We start from the raw sequence: 15,294 nt of genomic DNA, 5'->3' as shown, positions 1-15,294 counted from the left end.
CGCAACGGCCGGGCCCGCCGCCCGCACCGCAACGGCCGCAGCCAGGCCCGCCGCCCGCGCCGTTGCGCCCGCCGCTCGTGCCGGCGCAGCCGACGTCCCGGGAGAAGGCCGATCCCGCGAACGTGGCCGGGCGCTCCTTCCCTCCGCCGTCCAGGGGCTCCACCGCTCCGGGCCGGCCCGAAGCGGTCACTCACGACTCCGGTGCCGGGTCACCCGGCACGGCCAGGCAGAAGTACTGCACGGGCTGCGGGATGCGGCTGGGTCTCGCCCACAACTTCTGCGGGTACTGCGGCCAGTCGACCAGGGCATGACGCCTTCGGCGGCGGCGGGATGTCCCCTGACGGAACCCCCGGCGGGAGCGTCACGCGGGCGTCGTGAGGTGGGAGCGTCAAGCGTCACGCGGGCGTCGTGAGCGGGAAGCCGCCGACGCGGGAAGCAGCCGGCCTCCCCGCCGGGAGGCCGCCGGCCGGGACGGAGAGGCGGGTCACCGTCAGGGACGGACCGCGCCCAGGAGGCGTCCCCACCAGTAGTCGTCGAGGTCGACCACCTTGATGACGTCACCCGTCCGCGGGGCGTGCACCATCTTGCCGTTGCCCACGTATATGCCCATGTGGCCCAGGCCCTTGCTGAAGAGCAGGTCGCCGGGCTGCAGCTGGTTCAGGTCCAGGGGCACCCGTCGGCTGGCCCCCCAGCTCCACTGCTCCCACGTGGTGCGGGGGAGGTTGACCCCGGCGCTGGCCCAGGCGGCCTGGGCCAGACCCGAGCAGTCGTATCCTCCCGGGCCCTCGCCGCCCCACTGGTACGGCTTGCCGATCTGGGCGAAGGCGAACTGCAGCGCGGTCCGGGCGTTGCCCGAGGCGGGGCCGTTGTACTCGATGCCGGGGCTGTTGGGGTCGCCACTCCGGTAGGCGCCCAGCCTGCGCAGCAGTTTCGTCTGCTCGGCGATCAGGCGCCTGGTCTTCTTCTTCTCCGCTGCCAGGGTGTCCCGGGTCTTGTCCGCTTCGGTGAGCGCGTCCTTGGCCTTGTCGTACCGCTCCTTCAGGTCCCGGTTGGCGGCGTCGAAGACGCGCAGCGACTCCGCGTGCCCGGCCGATATCTGGTCGATCGCGGCCAGGCCGCTCAGGAGCGATGCGGGGTCGCCGCTGTTCAGCAGCCCCGCCCCGCCGTTCAGCCCACCGAACTGGTAGGTGCTGACGGCCACGGTGACGAGGTTGCGGCGCAGGCCGTCGACGGTTTCCCGCTGCTGGTCGTAGGCCTTGTTCAGCTCGTCGTAGTTCTTCTTGGCCTTCTTCCACCGCACGTTGGCCAGGTTGTAGCGGTCGACGACCTTGCCGGCCTGGTCGTTGAGCTTCTCCAGTTTCGCCCGGGCCTGAGCGAGTGTGGGCTGCGGTTCGGCGGCCGCCCTGTCAAGGGACGAGAACAGAGCGATGATCACGAGGGCTGCCGCCACAGGAATTCGTCCGAATCTCACCGCATGCCTGCCACGGCCACTGTGCAACGCCTTCCATCGCCCGGATGTCGGGCGAAATGCTACAGAAGTGGCGTTGGTTATTCACATTTTCCTCCGTATTTTCCGGGCAGATGCGGCATTGACCAGACGCGGTCCCGGGTTACGGATACGGGTCACTGTTGCCGCCCCCGGGGTGAAACGGCTGTTCACGGCGGGTCCGGGAGGGCCGGAGGGGACGTTCGCCGACTGGCTGGCTCCCTCGGTGTGGGGTGCTCTCGGCGCGATCGGATGACTACTGTTCATAGTAGACGGCAGGGTTGTCCTGTCGATTTCCCTACGTGATCATGGCATCACATCCGGTGGGTTCCCGAATGCCGCCGTGGACGGAACGCCGAGAGGCCGCAGCCGGGATGCCGGGAGGAGCGTTCCGGTCGCCGGCCCGTTTCCCACTCGTCCCCCGGTGAGGATCCTCCGGTCTTCCCGGGCCGGCCCTGCTCGGGCCCTGTCTACTTAATACGGTAGTAGCCAATCGCGGTATGTGGACGGCCCGTAATCGAGGGCGGGCTGGCGGAGCCGGCTGCCCGGAGTCCTGTCCGGTGGCGCTGCGGACGATCCGGGCTCGCCGGGAGCCGCGGCGCAGGCTCGCCCGGCCCGCCGGGCGTGGCCCCGCCGCCGGGACCCGCAGGCCGGACCGTGTATCCGGCTCGTCTGCGGGCACATAAGCGATGCGCCTGGACGGCTCCCGGTGGTCCGGCCGCAGACCGAGGACGCACGCGGGAAAGTCCCCGAGACCTGCCCGCGGCAAGGTCTGGCGGTATCCGGGAGCGCAGAAGGAGCATGTCCATGTCCGAAAATCGATCCGTCCCCCGCAGGCTCGCGTCGGCCGCCGCGGCGGGAGCCGGTGTTCTCACGCTGCTCACCGCCTGCGGAAACAGCGAGAGCGCCATGGTCGAGCTCGCCGGCCTGGCCGGTGCTCCGGCGGCCTCCCCGACCCGGGAGCCGGCCGAGTCCCCGACCCGGCAGCCGGGCGCGTCCTTCGACGACGCGGACGTGGCGTTCGCCCAGATGATGATCCAACACCACCGGCAGGCCGTGGAGATGGCCGACCTGGCCGAGACGCGCGCCACGAACCCCGAGGTCGGGCAACTGGCTGCCAAGATCAAAGAAGCTCAGCAGCCGGAGATCGACACCATGGCGGGCTGGCTGTCGGAGTGGGGGGAGCCCGAGACGCCCTCACCGTCCCCGACCCCCTCGGAGGGAATGGGAGACCACGGCATGCCCGGCATGATGGCTCCCGAGGACATGCGGAAGCTGGAAGCGGCCAAGGGCGCGGAGTTCGACCGCATGTTCCTGCAGATGATGATCGCCCACCATGAGGGGGCGATCGAGATGGCCAAGACAGAGCGGGAGCAGGGGGCCAGCCCGGAGGCCAAGGAGCTGGCCAAGACCATCGAGACCACGCAGCAGGCGGAGGTCGAGCAGATGCGGAAGATGCTCGACCGGATGTGATCCGTATTCCGGCGGGTGCCCCCGGCCGGGGGTTTCCGTCGCGGAGGGCGGGAAACGGACCCTCCGGTGTGCGGTCGCCCACGGCGCGGCTCCGCGCCTCCTCGCGGTGATATCGGGAACACCCTCTTGGCGATAGGAACCCGGCAGGGGTATATTGATCCGCGTTGGACATACCCCCCAGGGGTAAAACGAGAGGAGAGGTCCATGTGCACGGCATGTGCGTGCGGCACCGCGGACGCCCCCGCCCGGGTCGAGGTGGAGGTTCAGGCCGGCCGTAGCGTCTACACGGTCAGCGGGATGACCTGCGGGCACTGTGTCTCGTCGGTCTCCGCCGAGATCGGCAGGGTCGGCGGTGTCACCGCGGTCGCGGTCGACCTGCCCACCGGCGCCGTCACGGTCAGCGGCGCGGGCTTCTCCGACGAGGAGATCCGTGCGGCCGTGGAGCGGGCCGGCTACGCCGTGGTCGGCGCCTCGCCCGCCGGAGTCCCGTAGCGGGACCTCGCCCGGGGGCGGACGATGGGCGTGTGCCGGCATGCGGGCCCACCCCCGGGGCGGGTCCGGCCCGACGCCCGCCCGCCCCCCTGGGGTCGCGCTCGCTCTCCTGTCCGTACGCAGGACGGAGTGGCCGGCCGAAACGGGCACCCGGTCTGAGACCGTACAGGTGTGACACGGTGCGGGGACGTGCGCGGCACGTCCCCGCCCACGCCGGCGGAATACTATAGGGGGGTATTCCGTTCCATGGAGAGGAAGCCGGCCCAGGGGGAGAGATGCACGGATACACCGAGAACAAGCAGGATCATCTGCGGCGACTGCGCCGGATCGAAGGCCAGACCCGCGGGCTGCAGCGAATGGTCGAAGAGGACAAGTACTGCATCGACATCCTCACCCAGGTGTCGGCGGTCAACCGGGCCCTGCAGTCTTTCGCTCTCTCCCTGCTGGAAGAGCACATGGCGCACTGCGTGGCCGAGGCCACCGCCAAGGGCGGTGCCGAGGCCGAGATGAAGGTCAAGGAAGCCTCCGACGCCATCGCCCGTCTCGTCCGTTCCTGACCGACGAAACCACCGAACGGAAGAAGTGATCGATATGACCACCACCACCTACACCGTCCAGGGAATGACCTGCGGCCACTGCGTCTCCTCCGTCAAGGAGGAGGTCGGCGGGGTTCCCGGCGTCACCGGCGTCGACGTGGACCTGGCCACCGGCCTGGTGACCGTGCGGAGTGACAGCCCGGTCGACGCGGCGCGGATCGAGGCCGCGGTCGAGGAGGCGGGATACGAAGTGGTGACTCCGTCGTGACCGCCTCGGCCGGGCCGGGTGCCCACACCCTCGGGCTCGCACTGATCTCCGGCGGGGTCCGGGGAGCCGGCGTCGCGGTGGCCCCCACCGGTCCCGAGCCCGTCGCGACCGGTCACGCGACCCGCACGGCCCCGTCCCCCGGCCCCGTGGCGGATGGTGGCGGAGACCGCGATGAACCGGCGGCCACACCGTCCACGCCCGGCCCGTACGGCGCCCGCGCCCACTGACGCGAGCATGACGAGAGACAAGGAGCAGGTGATGACCTCCCTCGCAGGCGAAAGGCCGCACAGCACGGTCGAACTCTCGATCGGCGGCATGACCTGCGCGTCCTGCGCCAACCGGATCGAGCGCAAGCTCAACAAGCTGGACGGTGTCACGGCGACGGTCAACTACGCCACCGAGAAGGCGAAGGTCCTCCTCCCCGAGGACGTGGACCCGCAGACACTGATCGCCGAGGTGGAGAAGGCGGGCTACACCGCCACGCTGCCCGAGCCGCCCGCGGACGACACGCGGGAAGGCGCCGGAGAGCCGGAACCGGCCGACGAGCTGGCCTCCCTGCGGCAACGGTTGATCACCTCCGTGGTGCTCGCCGTGCCGGTGATCGCCATGGCGATGATCCCGGCGCTGCAGTTCACCAACTGGCAGTGGCTCTCGCTCACCCTGGCCGCCCCGGTCGTGGTCTACGCCGGCTGGCCGTTCCACCGGGCCGCCTGGACGAACCTGCGCCACGGCGCCGCCACCATGGACACCCTGGTCTCGCTCGGTACGATCGCCGCGCTCGGCTGGTCGCTGTGGGCGCTGTTCTTCGGCACGGCGGGCATGCCGGGGATGACCCACCCGTTCGCGTTCACGATCGAGCGCACCGACGGTTCGGGCAACATCTACCTGGAGGCCGCGGCGGGGGTGACGGCGTTCATCCTGGCCGGGCGTTACTTCGAGGCCCGCGCCAAGCGCCGCGCGGGTGCGGCCCTGCGGGCACTGCTGGAACTGGGTGCCAAGGACGTCGCCGTCCTGCGCGACGGCGTCGAGACCCGGATCCCCGCCGACCGGCTCAGGGTCGGCGACCGGTTCGTGGTGCGGCCCGGCGAGAAGATCGCCACCGACGGCGTGATCGAGGAGGGCTCCTCGGCGGTCGACGCCTCCATGCTCACCGGGGAGTCGGTACCGGTGGAGGTGCGTCCCGGTGACGCGGTGACCGGCGCGACCGTCAACGCCGGCGGCCGCCTGGTCGTGCGCGCCACCCGCGTCGGCTCCGACACCCAGCTCGCCCAGATGGCCAAGCTGGTCGAGGAGGCCCAGACCGGCAAGGCCGCCGTGCAGCGGCTGGCCGACCGTATCTCGGGCATCTTCGTGCCGATCGTGATCGCCCTGGCCGTCGGCACGCTCGGCTTCTGGCTGGGCACCGGCGGCGGTGCCGGGGCGGCGTTCACCGCCGCGGTCGCCGTGCTCATCATCGCCTGCCCCTGCGCCCTGGGGCTGGCCACGCCGACCGCGCTGCTGGTCGGCACGGGTCGCGGCGCCCAGCTCGGCATCCTGATCAAGGGGCCGGAGGTGCTGGAGTCCACCCGGGCCGTCGACACCGTCGTGCTGGACAAGACCGGCACCGTCACCGAGGGCAGGATGACCCTCCTCGACGTCCACCTCGCCGACGGGGAGGACGCCGACGAGGTGCTGCGCCTGGCCGGTGCCCTGGAGCACGCTTCGGAGCACCCGATCGCCCAGGCGATCGCTCGCGGTGCGGCCGGGCGAGTGGGCGAGCTGCCGGTCCCCGAGGACTTCGCCAACATCGAGGGCCTGGGAGTGCAGGGCGTCGTCGACGGGCACGCCGTGCTCGTCGGCCGTCCGGCGCTGCTCGCCGAATGGTCGCAGCACCTGCCCGCCGACCTGGAGCGAGCGCTCGCCGAGGCGCAGGCCGCGGGCCGTACGGCCGTCGCGGTCGGCTGGGACGGCAGGGCTCGCGCGGTCCTGGTGGTCGCCGACGTCATCAAGCCCACCTCGGCCGAGGCGATCCGGCAACTGCGCGCCCTGGGACTGACCCCGGTGCTGCTCACCGGCGACAACGAGACCGTGGCCCGATCCGTCGCGGCCGAGGTCGGCATCGGCGAGGTCATCGCCGAGGTGCTGCCCGCCGACAAGGTCGACGTGGTCAAGCGCCTGCAGTCCGAGGGCAGGTCGGTGGCCATGGTCGGCGACGGCGTCAACGACGCCGCCGCGCTCGCCCAGGCCGATCTCGGCCTGGCGATGGGCACCGGCACCGACGCGGCCATCGAGGCCTCCGACCTCACGCTGGTCCGCGGCGACCTGCGGGTGGCCGCCGACGCCATCCGCCTGTCACGCCGGACGCTGCGCACCATCAAGGGCAACCTGTTCTGGGCCTTCGCCTACAACGTGGCCGCCCTGCCGCTGGCCGCGCTCGGCCTGCTCAACCCCATGATCGCCGGAGCCGCCATGGCGTTCTCCTCGGTCTTCGTGGTCGGCAACAGCCTGCGCCTGCGCAGCTTCACGTAGGAGGACACCGGTGCGGGGCCGCCGGGCGACGCGCTCGCCCGGCGGCCCCACCGGTCCGTCCGGGCTCGGCACCGGTCCTGGACGGACCGGGCGGGTGCCATGGTCTCCTTCGCCTGGGACGGCGACAAGGCCATCAGCGGCATCGACCACATGGGCCCGGTCGAGAAGGACGACGGTGACGGCACGATCATCACGATCGAGGGCGACACCGGCAACGGCAAGGTCGAGCAGCGCGTGCGGCCCGCGTCCGGCGTCGTGGGCCGCGGCTGCCCCGAGGACGAGGCCGGAGAAGCCGCGTCCGACAACGGGCGTCCCGGTCAGCCGGGGATGAGGCCCTCCTCGGCGAGGAGTGAACGCACCTGTTCCAGGGTGGTGTCCTCGTCGGGCAGGACCAGTTCCGAGGCGGCCAGGGTGTCCTCCGGAAGGGGCGTGCCGAGGCGGCGGACACTGTCCAGCAGAGCCTGGAGGGCGCCGGTGAACGCCTCGGTGTCCCCGGCGTCGACGGCGGCCTGCAGCCGGTCGTCGAGCGCGTTGAGCTCGTCCAGGTGCTGGTCGGCGATGTCGAGCTGCCCCTCGCCGAGAATGCGCACGATCATGATGTGCCCTCCTGGTCGCGCCGTTCGCCGGCGGTGGATTCGGTGGACAGGACCGGAGAGGTGGATTCGGCGGACGGGGCCGAGGGAGTGGACTCGGCGGCCGGGGCCGAGGGGGTGGGCGCGGTGGGCAGGGCCGCAGAGGCGGGGGCGGCGTGCAGCTCCCGCTTCATCCGGTCCAGCTGTTCGTCGATGTCGCCGCCCGCGACGGCCCCCTCCAGCTGAGCCTGGAGGTCATCGCGTCCCGCGGGCAGCGTGGCGTCCTCCAGGACACCGGAGGCGAGCAGTTCGTCCAGGGCGCCGGCCCTGGCCTGCAGCTGGGCGGTCCTGTCCTCCGCCCGCTGGACGGCCAGCCCGACGTCGCCCATCTCCTCGGACAGGCCGGTGACGGACTCGCTGATCCGGGTGTGCGCCTCGGCCGTGGTATAGGTGGCCTTGATCACTTCCTTGTGGGTGCGGAACGCCTCCACCTTGGCCTGCAGCCGCCGGCTCGCGGCGGTGAGCCGGTTCTCCTCCTCCTGGAGTGAGGCGTACTGGCCCTGGAGCTCGTCCGCCCGGGACAGGGCGGTCGCGCGGCGGGTCAGCGCCTGCCGGGCGATCTCCTCCTTGCCCAGGGACAGCGCCTGCCTCGCCTGCTCTTCGAGCCTGGCCGCGGACTCCCGCAACTGGCTCAGCTGCAGCTCGACGCGTTTGCGGCTGGTGGCCACGTCCGCCACCCCGCGGCGGACCTGGTTCAGCAGTTCCAACTGCCTGGAGTAGGAGTAGTCGAGCACCTCGCGTGGATCTTCCGCGCTGTCCAGCACTCGGTGCGCCTTGGCCCGGAACAGGGCCGCGATACGGCGGGCAAGACTCATCCCGATCTCCCTCCTCGACCGGGCGGCGCTCCGGGACGGAGACCCCCGTTGACTACAGTGCGTTCCCGGCACCGGGTGGTGACGTCTCCTCGGCCCTGACCCCGAACCTCTGGCCCTGACCTGAAGGGACCGGAGCCCGGCGCCGAGGAGAGCGGTTCCGGAACCGTTCCGCGTGCCCTCGCAATCCGTTCGGCGGTGTTCGGCGGTGCTCAGCGGGCGAAGACCCCGCGTGCGGCGGTCACGCGCTCCACTTCCGGACGGAGGAGCATGACCACGGAGGCGGCGGCGATCCAGAGCGCGAACGCGATGCCGAGGACGTAGGCGAGGAACATCACGATCCCGGACGGGGCGGCGAAGAAGCTGCCGACGCCCGCGATCAGCCCGATCACCGCGACGGCCATGCCCGCCCAGCCCAACCACGGCCCTGCCAGCTCCCGGCGTACCATGGCGGCTCCGGTACTCACCGCGAACAGCGCCACCAGCAGGCCGACAGGCCCGATGGAGAGCTGGTGCACGCCGTACAGGACGCGTACCGCCTCGATGTCGCCGACCCTCACCGGCCGCGCGATCAACATGGCCATGGCGGTGAGCGGCACCATGCTCAGCGCGCACACCGTGGCCAGGCTCACCCCGGAGACCAGCACCACCGGGGAGAACGCCTCAGCGCCGCCCTCGGCCCGCTGCAGCACGTGCCGCAGGTGCGCGACGAACCACAGGAACGCCACCGCGGCCAGCGTGACGAGCAGGGAGGCCGTGAGGATCCCCGCCCGGCGGTCGCCGAGGTAGCCGACGACGGCGGCCGTCCGAGCGTCCAGCCCGGGAGCTCCCGGGGCCACCACGAAGGCCACCACCAGCAGCATCGCGGCCGCCAGCCCGCTGGCCGCGCCCACACGTTCCCAGGACCGTTCGTCCATGGTCGCCTCCCGTTGTCAAGAGTTCTCGGCGATGCCGATCACCGGCCCGCTGTGTCGCCGGTGGATCGGTGGCCGGGTGGAGTCCGGTGCGCCTGCGGTTCATGCCACCAGGCCAATTGTCTGGTTTATACCCATTTGCGTCTTTTGTTCGCTCAGGTTCGGCAGTGTGGCACCGGCCGCGGTCTCGGGTGGGGCAGGCCGGCGGCCGCGGCGCGGTACCGCGACCGCCGGGACCTGCGTTCGATCACCGGCATCCGGTACGGAACCGGCATCAGGCGTGGACGCCCTCACCCTGTGGTGTCCCGGCGGGGGAGGGCAGCGGCAGCCGTTTGAGGGCGAGGGCGTTGACCGCGACGATGACGCTGGAGCCGGACATGGACAGCGCGGCGATCTCCGGGCGCAGCACCAGGCCGAAGGCGGGTTCGAACACGCCTGCGGCGATGGGCAGCGCGACGGTGTTGTAGCCGATCGCCCACCCGAGGTTCTGACGCATCTTGCGCAGGGTGCCGCGACCGATGCGCAGCGCGGTGGGCACGTCCAGCGGGTCGGAGCGCATGAGCACGACGTCGGCGGTCTCGATCGCCACGTCCGTGCCGGCGCCGATGGCGATGCCCAGGTCGGCCTGGGCGAGCGCGGGGGCGTCGTTGACGCCGTCACCGACCATGGCGACCTTGCGGCCTGTGGCCTGCAGCTCGGCGACCTTGGCCGCCTTGGCACCGGGCAGCACCTCGGCGATCACGGTGTCGATGCCCAGCCGCCGGGCGATCCGCTCGGCGGTGGCGGCGTTGTCGCCGGTGAGCATGACCACCTCGACGCCGAGCTCGTGCAGGGCGGCGACCGCCGCCGCCGAGGTTTCCCGGGGCGCGTCCGCGACGCCGATCACCCCGACTGTCACTCCGTCGATCGCGACCATGACCGCGGTACGGCCACCGGCGGCCACCTCGTCCCGGTGGGCACCCAGCGCGCCGAGGTCCGCGCCGTCGCGCTCCAGCAGGCGCCGGTTGCCCACCGCCACCCGGTGCCCGGCCACGTCGGCGACGGCGCCGTGGCCCGGCACGTTCTCGAACCGCCCGGCCCGCACCCCGGCCAGGCCGCGCGCGTCGGCGTGGCGGACGATCGCCTCGGCCAGCGGGTGCTCGGACTCCCGCTCGACCGCGGCCACCAGCCGCAGCAGCTCGTCCTCGCCGACCCCCTCGGTGATGACGTCGGTGACCTCCGGCTCGCCCCTGGTCAGGGTGCCGGTCTTGTCCATCACCACGACCTGGACGCGGGCGGAGGTCTCCAGCGCGATCGCGTTCTTGAACAGCACACCGCGCTTGGCGCCGAGCCCGGTGCCGACCATGATCGCCGTCGGAGTCGCCAGACCGAGCGCGTCGGGGCAGGTGATGACCACGACGGTGATGGCGAACAGGACCGCGACGCCGAACGGCGCACCGGCCAGGAGCAGCCAGGCGGCGAAGGTGAGCGCACCGCCGATCAGCGCGACGAAGACCAGCCAGAACGCGGCCCGGTCGGCCAGTTTCTGCCCGGGGGCCTTGGAGTTCTGGGCCTGCTGGACGAGCTTGACGATCTGGGCCAGGGCGGTGTCGGCCCCCACCCTGGTGGCGCGCACCCGCAGCGTGCCGTTGCGGTTGATGGTCGCCCCGATCACTGTGGCGGACGGCTGCTTGTGCACCGGCAGGCTCTCGCCGGTGACCATGGACTCGTCCACCTCGCTCTCGCCGTCCTCGACCACGCCGTCGACCGGGATCTTCGCCCCGGGGCGGACCAGCAGCAGGTCACCGGCGGCGACCTCGGCGGTGGGCACCTCGACCGGCTCGCCGTCGCGGATGACCACGGCCTTGGGCGGGGCCAGGTCGAGCAGGGCGCGGATGGCGTCGTTGGCGCCACCGCGGGCGCGCATCTCGAACCAGTGCCCGAGCAGCACGAAGGCGGCCAGGACGGTGGCGGCCTCGTAGAACACCTCGCCGCCGCCGGTGAGGGTCACGATCACCGAGTACAGCCAGCCCGCGCCGACCGCCACCGCGACCAGCACCATCATGTCCAGCGTGCGCGCCCGCAGCGCCCGCACCGCCCCGTCGAAGAAGATCCAGCACGAGTAGAGGACCACCGGCAGGCTGAGCAGCAGCGCCCACACGTCCCGGCGCAGCCCGAACGGGACCGGCACGCGCAGGCCGAGCACCTCGGTGCCGATCGGCGACCACACCACGATCGGGATCGAGAACAGCAGCGCCACCAGGAAGCGGTTGCGCATGTCGGCCACCATCGCGGCCATCGACATCCCGGCGTGCCCACCGTGCCCCATCATCTCGTGCGGGGAAGGCAACGCCTCGGTCGCACCGTGGCCCGGGTGCCCGGCACCGTGACCTGCGCGCTCGGGCGGCATCACGTGACCGGCACGCGCCGGGTGCCCGACGCCCTCTCCGGTGCGCTCCGCGTCCCGTACGTCCGCGCGGCGACCGGGTGCGTGGTGACCGGTCGTGCCGTGACCGGGCGCGCGCCGCTCCGGCGGCACAGTGGCGCCCGGAGCGGCCACCGGGTGCCCCGCATGGGCGGACGCCGCCGGCGGGTCCGGCTCGGCCATCGGATCGCAGATATGCGACGGCACCGACTGCCCGGCGCAGTGGTACCCGCATTCGACCACCCACGCGCGCAGCCCGGCCAGCGAGGTGCGGGCCGGGTCGAACACCACGGTCGCCGTCTGGGCGACCGGGTTGACCTCCACCTCCAGCACCCCGGGGCGGCGGCCGAGCCGGGCCGTGACGACGTTCTGCTCCGAGGCCCAGCGCAGCCCGCTGACGTCGAGGATCGCGGTGCTGCGCTCCTTGCCGCCTCCCCGGACGTCTGTGTGATCCGTCATGGGTCTTCCCCCTTCACGCCAGGAGGCGCCGGAGCCGGCGTTCCCCCGTCGCCGGTGTCCGGCGGACCTGGAGACACGAACGGCGGATCCGGCCCGGTGGCGGATCTACCCACTCCCGGTAGGGGAGGGGCCGGTGCCCGTGGGCACGGGCGTGGGCGTACCGGGGAATGGACGCCCCGGCGGCCGGCGGAGCCGCCTGCCGCGCCCATCGCGTCCGGATGCGGCACCGGCGTTCCCGTATCCGGGACGGCGCCGGCTCAGGTGGCCCGGCCGCCCGTGCGCAGGACCTCCACGCGCTGCCGGTAGTCGTCGGCGTCGATGTCGCCGCGGGCGAACCGTTCGGCGAGCAGCTGCTCCGGTGTGGGCGGCGTGTACGGCGCGCTCGGCTGCCGTTGCCCGGTGCGGCCCGAGGAACGGACCAGAACCACGATCGCCGCGACCAGCAACGCTACGAACGCGAGCGAACTGATCGTCATCAGGACGTACCCCCAGCCGCCCATGCCGTACCACATCATCGTGATCCCTTCTTCCGTCTGATCGGTGTCGGACCTCACCTCGGCATCGGACCCCTCCGGTCTGACGGTTCAAGCCTGCGCCTGAAAGGAATCACCTACTACGTTCTATAGTCATCCGATGCCGGGGACCTTGGTCCCACGTCCAGTGGCACGGTCGGTTCGCCGGTCCGTCGCAGGGCGGTATACCGCGATGATCAGCGGATTCCTCTCCCGGAGCGGGAGGTGCGCTCCTCTCGTCGGACATGTTCACAGGTCCCTTTAGCAGGGGCGAGGCATGGTCCGCCGGGGTGTCGATCCGCCGGGTGCGGCCGGCTGCGCTTGTCGTCGCAGGGCTTTGCTCCCGTACGTCCGCACCGAGTGTTCTACGATTACTGGTCGTAGAAAAACGGCGGAGCGGCCGGAGCGCGGGCGCGGGGAGGAAGATGGACGGCTCGACACGCTGCCCCACCTCGCCGGCGTCGCGCTGGCTTCTTCTCGTCGCGCTGGTTCTGGGCGTCGCCGGGATGCACACGCTCGGGCATCTCGACCACGGGTGGCGACACGGCATGCCCGCCGTCCTCGCACCCGTCCCCGATGCGCATCACGGAACTCCGCAGGCACGGTCCGGCGATCACGAGCCGACGGCGGGAGCGACGCCCCACGCCGCTCGGGGGCACCGGCCCGAACAGTTGCGCCCGGGACCCGGCGGCGCTCCTCCCACCTTCGATCCGACCTCTGTCTGCCTGGCCGTACTCACGTCCTTCCTCCTTCTCCTCATCGGCATGGTGCCGGTGTGGACGCGGCGGGGTTCGGGGGAGCGGGCCGCGGGTGTCTCGCCGGTGCGGTCCGTCGCCCGCCCGCCCCCGCGGAGGACGGCTCTGCGTCTCGCGTGTCTGTCGGTTCTGCGCATATAGGCCGACCGCCTCCGCGGGCGGCCTCACGGCCCGCCCGCAGACGATCGGCACGCAGACACGACGAACCGGAAAGAGATCGCACGACATGTTCGCCAACCGATTCACCCTCCGCAGGCTCGCCCTGACCGCCGCGGCGGGAGCCGGTGCCCTCGCGCTGCTCACCGCCTGCGGCGGCGACGACGCGACGACCGGTCATGCCGGCATGGCCGGCGGCACCCCCACCGCCACGGCCACGGCCGGCGAGCGGCCGGCAACCTCCTTCAACGACGCCGACGTGACCTTCGCGCAGATGATGATCCCGCACCACGAGCAGGCCGTGGAGATGGCCGAACTCGCCGAGACGCGGGCCGCCGACGCGGAGGTGAGGGAACTGGCGGCGAAGATCAAGGCTGCCCAGGACCCCGAGATCACCACCATGACCGAATGGCTCACGTCCTGGGGCAAGCCCGCGACGCCGGAAGGTGGGCATGCCGGGCACGGCATGCCCGGCATGATGACCGAGGACGACATGGCCAAGCTCCAGGCGGCGAGGGGCGCGGAATTCGACAGGCTTTTCTGCCGGCTGATGATCGCTCACCACGAGGGGGCGATCGAGATGGCCAGGACCGAGCAGGAGCAGGGGATCGATCCCAGGGCCAAGGAACTCGCCAAGACCATCGAGACCGCCCAGCAGGCTGAGATCGAGCAGATGCGGGCGATCCTCGACCGGCTGTGATCCGAGCCGTGGTCCGGTAGGAACGCCGTTGGTGTCCGGACGCGGTCCGCATCCGGACGCCACCGGCCCGGCACTGTGGTGGCGGGTCCGCCCCCGCCGGACCACCCGGGTGATTCCGATCCGCCGGCCGCTCGACGGCGAACCGGGCCCGCTCGCGTGCTCAGCTCCGGGCGGGGCGGTAGATGACGGAGAACCGGCGTCCTCCGTCCGTTGACTCCACGACGGTTCCGTCTTCCAGGGCCGCGAGGACGTGCTGCCGGTTGACGGCGGTGAACGCGGAAGCGGGGCCCGGCAGCCGGCCCGACGCCTGCCAGGTCGTGCCGCCGTCCTTGCTGGTGTACACCTGGCCGTCGGCACCCGCTCCGGTGAGCTCGTCCTCACCGGAGGAGTCCACGTGGGACATGAGGGGGGAGCCGGCGAGCGCGGTGAAGGTCACACCGCCGTCCTCGCTGACCCGGAGCCCGTCCGGTGTGGTCGCGTACACGCGGTCGGGGCGCTCCGCGTGGGCCGCCAGGTCGACCACCTCCGCCTCGGCTCCCGGTGTCCAGCTCCTGCCGTCGTCGCCGCTGCGCCGCAGCCGGCCCGTCTGGCTGTCGTAGGCGTAGAGCGCCGCCCCGGCCGGTTGGATCGCGTGGAAGTCGGCGACGCCCGCTTCCGACACCGGCGTCCAGGTGATCCCCGCATCCGTCGTGCGGATCAGACCCAGGTGCGGGGAGGCGCCGGACGCGACGTCGGACGCGCCGGGATGCCCGCTGGCGAGGAAGGTCTTCGGGCCGACGACGGTGAAGCCCATGTGGTCCTGGATCCGGTCGGCCACGCGGCGAGCCGTGTCCGTGGACCGGATCTGAAAAAGGCCGTAGTGCCCCGCGACGTAAACGGTGCCGTCCGCCGGATCGACGCCGAGGCCGTGAACGTGCCCGATCCCGGGATCGGCGGGAGCGGTCGCGCCCTGTGGTGGTTCCCCGGCGCACGCCGTACCGGCAAGGGCCAGAAGAGCCAGGGCTGCGCCCACGCGCGGACGGAGTCGCCGGCTGATGGAGACCATGCGAGTAGCCTATCCCCATCTACTATCTATGGTCGTAGTCGCCTGGGTGCTCGGAAGGCCGAGGTGGTGCGGCGGTCGTCATCCGCGGCCGCCCAGCGGATACACCCGCAGCGCCGCCTCCAGCGCCACCGCCTCCTCCGGG

At 71.9% G+C, this 15,294-nt stretch carries 14 protein-coding genes and 1 pseudogene; 8 read left to right on the top strand and 7 right to left on the bottom strand.

Annotation, left to right across the window (positions count from 1 at the left end; all coding sequences use genetic code 11):
- A pseudogene (locus ABD841_RS38845) lies at positions 1–311 on the top strand (hypothetical protein); the annotation flags it as partial.
- Positions 312–490: 179 nt separating this feature from the next.
- On the opposite strand, the gene ABD841_RS38840 reads toward ABD841_RS38845, so the two are convergent.
- The gene (locus ABD841_RS38840; RefSeq protein ID WP_344982062.1) at positions 491–1,450 is read right to left on the bottom strand and encodes a C40 family peptidase; all 960 of its coding nucleotides are present in this window, start codon (positions 1,448–1,450) and stop codon (positions 491–493) included.
- An 843-nt stretch (positions 1,451–2,293) separates the two neighbouring features.
- Here ABD841_RS38840 and ABD841_RS38835 point away from each other — a divergent pair.
- The 5 genes from ABD841_RS38835 to ABD841_RS38815 all read left to right on the top strand — a co-directional run bounded on the left by ABD841_RS38835 (position 2,294) and on the right by ABD841_RS38815 (position 6,763).
- Entirely contained in the window at positions 2,294–2,959 is a 666-nt protein-coding gene (locus ABD841_RS38835; protein ID WP_344982061.1) for a DUF305 domain-containing protein, read from the top strand.
- 204 nt (positions 2,960–3,163) lie between these two features.
- Entirely contained in the window at positions 3,164–3,451 is a 288-nt protein-coding gene (locus tag ABD841_RS38830; protein ID WP_344982060.1) for a heavy-metal-associated domain-containing protein, read from the top strand.
- A gap of 275 nt (positions 3,452–3,726) precedes the next feature.
- The gene (locus ABD841_RS38825; RefSeq protein ID WP_344982059.1) at positions 3,727–4,008 is read left to right on the top strand and encodes a metal-sensitive transcriptional regulator; all 282 of its coding nucleotides are present in this window, start codon (positions 3,727–3,729) and stop codon (positions 4,006–4,008) included.
- Positions 4,009–4,042: 34 nt separating this feature from the next.
- Positions 4,043–4,255 (top strand): heavy-metal-associated domain-containing protein, encoded by a 213-nt coding sequence (locus ABD841_RS38820; protein ID WP_344982058.1) that lies wholly within the window; start codon positions 4,043–4,045, stop codon positions 4,253–4,255.
- Between the two features lie 258 nt (positions 4,256–4,513).
- Entirely contained in the window at positions 4,514–6,763 is a 2,250-nt protein-coding gene (locus ABD841_RS38815; RefSeq protein WP_344982057.1) for a heavy metal translocating P-type ATPase, read from the top strand.
- Positions 6,764–7,080: 317 nt separating this feature from the next.
- Here ABD841_RS38815 and pspAA read toward each other — a convergent pair whose 3' ends face one another.
- From pspAA to ABD841_RS38790, 5 genes are all read right to left on the bottom strand, one after another.
- The gene (gene pspAA / locus ABD841_RS38810) at positions 7,081–7,359 is read right to left on the bottom strand and encodes a PspA-associated protein PspAA (RefSeq protein ID WP_344982056.1); all 279 of its coding nucleotides are present in this window, start codon (positions 7,357–7,359) and stop codon (positions 7,081–7,083) included.
- Positions 7,356–8,210: a PspA/IM30 family protein gene (locus ABD841_RS38805; protein ID WP_344982055.1), complete on the bottom strand. Its 855-nt coding sequence runs from the start codon at positions 8,208–8,210 to the stop codon at positions 7,356–7,358. Before ABD841_RS38805 ends, pspAA begins: the two co-directional genes overlap by 4 nt.
- Before the next feature lie 209 nt (positions 8,211–8,419).
- On the bottom strand, positions 8,420–9,124 hold the full coding sequence (locus ABD841_RS38800; RefSeq protein WP_344982054.1) for a hypothetical protein: 705 nt from the start codon (positions 9,122–9,124) through the stop codon (positions 8,420–8,422).
- A gap of 271 nt (positions 9,125–9,395) precedes the next feature.
- Positions 9,396–11,984, bottom strand: a complete 2,589-nt coding sequence (locus tag ABD841_RS38795) for a heavy metal translocating P-type ATPase (RefSeq protein ID WP_344982053.1) — start codon at positions 11,982–11,984, stop codon at positions 9,396–9,398.
- A 257-nt stretch (positions 11,985–12,241) separates the two neighbouring features.
- Positions 12,242–12,538 carry an SHOCT domain-containing protein gene (locus ABD841_RS38790; RefSeq protein ID WP_344982052.1) on the bottom strand — a complete coding sequence of 99 codons (297 nt, stop codon included), beginning with the start codon at positions 12,536–12,538 and terminating at the stop codon, positions 12,242–12,244.
- Positions 12,539–12,741: 203 nt separating this feature from the next.
- Between ABD841_RS38790 and ABD841_RS41105 the strand changes: the two genes are divergently transcribed.
- Positions 12,742–13,392: a DUF6153 family protein gene (locus ABD841_RS41105; protein ID WP_486389213.1), complete on the top strand. Its 651-nt coding sequence runs from the start codon at positions 12,742–12,744 to the stop codon at positions 13,390–13,392.
- Between the two features lie 85 nt (positions 13,393–13,477).
- Positions 13,478–14,107, top strand: coding sequence for a DUF305 domain-containing protein (locus tag ABD841_RS38785; RefSeq protein ID WP_344982051.1), 630 nt, complete (start codon positions 13,478–13,480; stop codon positions 14,105–14,107).
- 160 nt (positions 14,108–14,267) lie between these two features.
- Here the strand turns inward: ABD841_RS38785 and ABD841_RS38780 are convergent, their stop codons facing one another.
- A complete protein-coding gene (locus ABD841_RS38780) occupies positions 14,268–15,152 on the bottom strand; it encodes a F510_1955 family glycosylhydrolase (RefSeq protein WP_344982050.1) in 885 nt (294 codons plus the stop codon).
- Between the last annotated feature and the right edge of the window lie 142 nt (positions 15,153–15,294).

It is taken from the genome of Streptosporangium fragile (assembly GCF_039534445.1).
Classification (GTDB): domain Bacteria; phylum Actinomycetota; class Actinomycetes; order Streptosporangiales; family Streptosporangiaceae; genus Streptosporangium; species Streptosporangium fragile.
The sequence above is the reverse complement of the archived record's forward strand: the minus strand, read 5'-3'. Positions and strand labels throughout refer to the sequence as shown.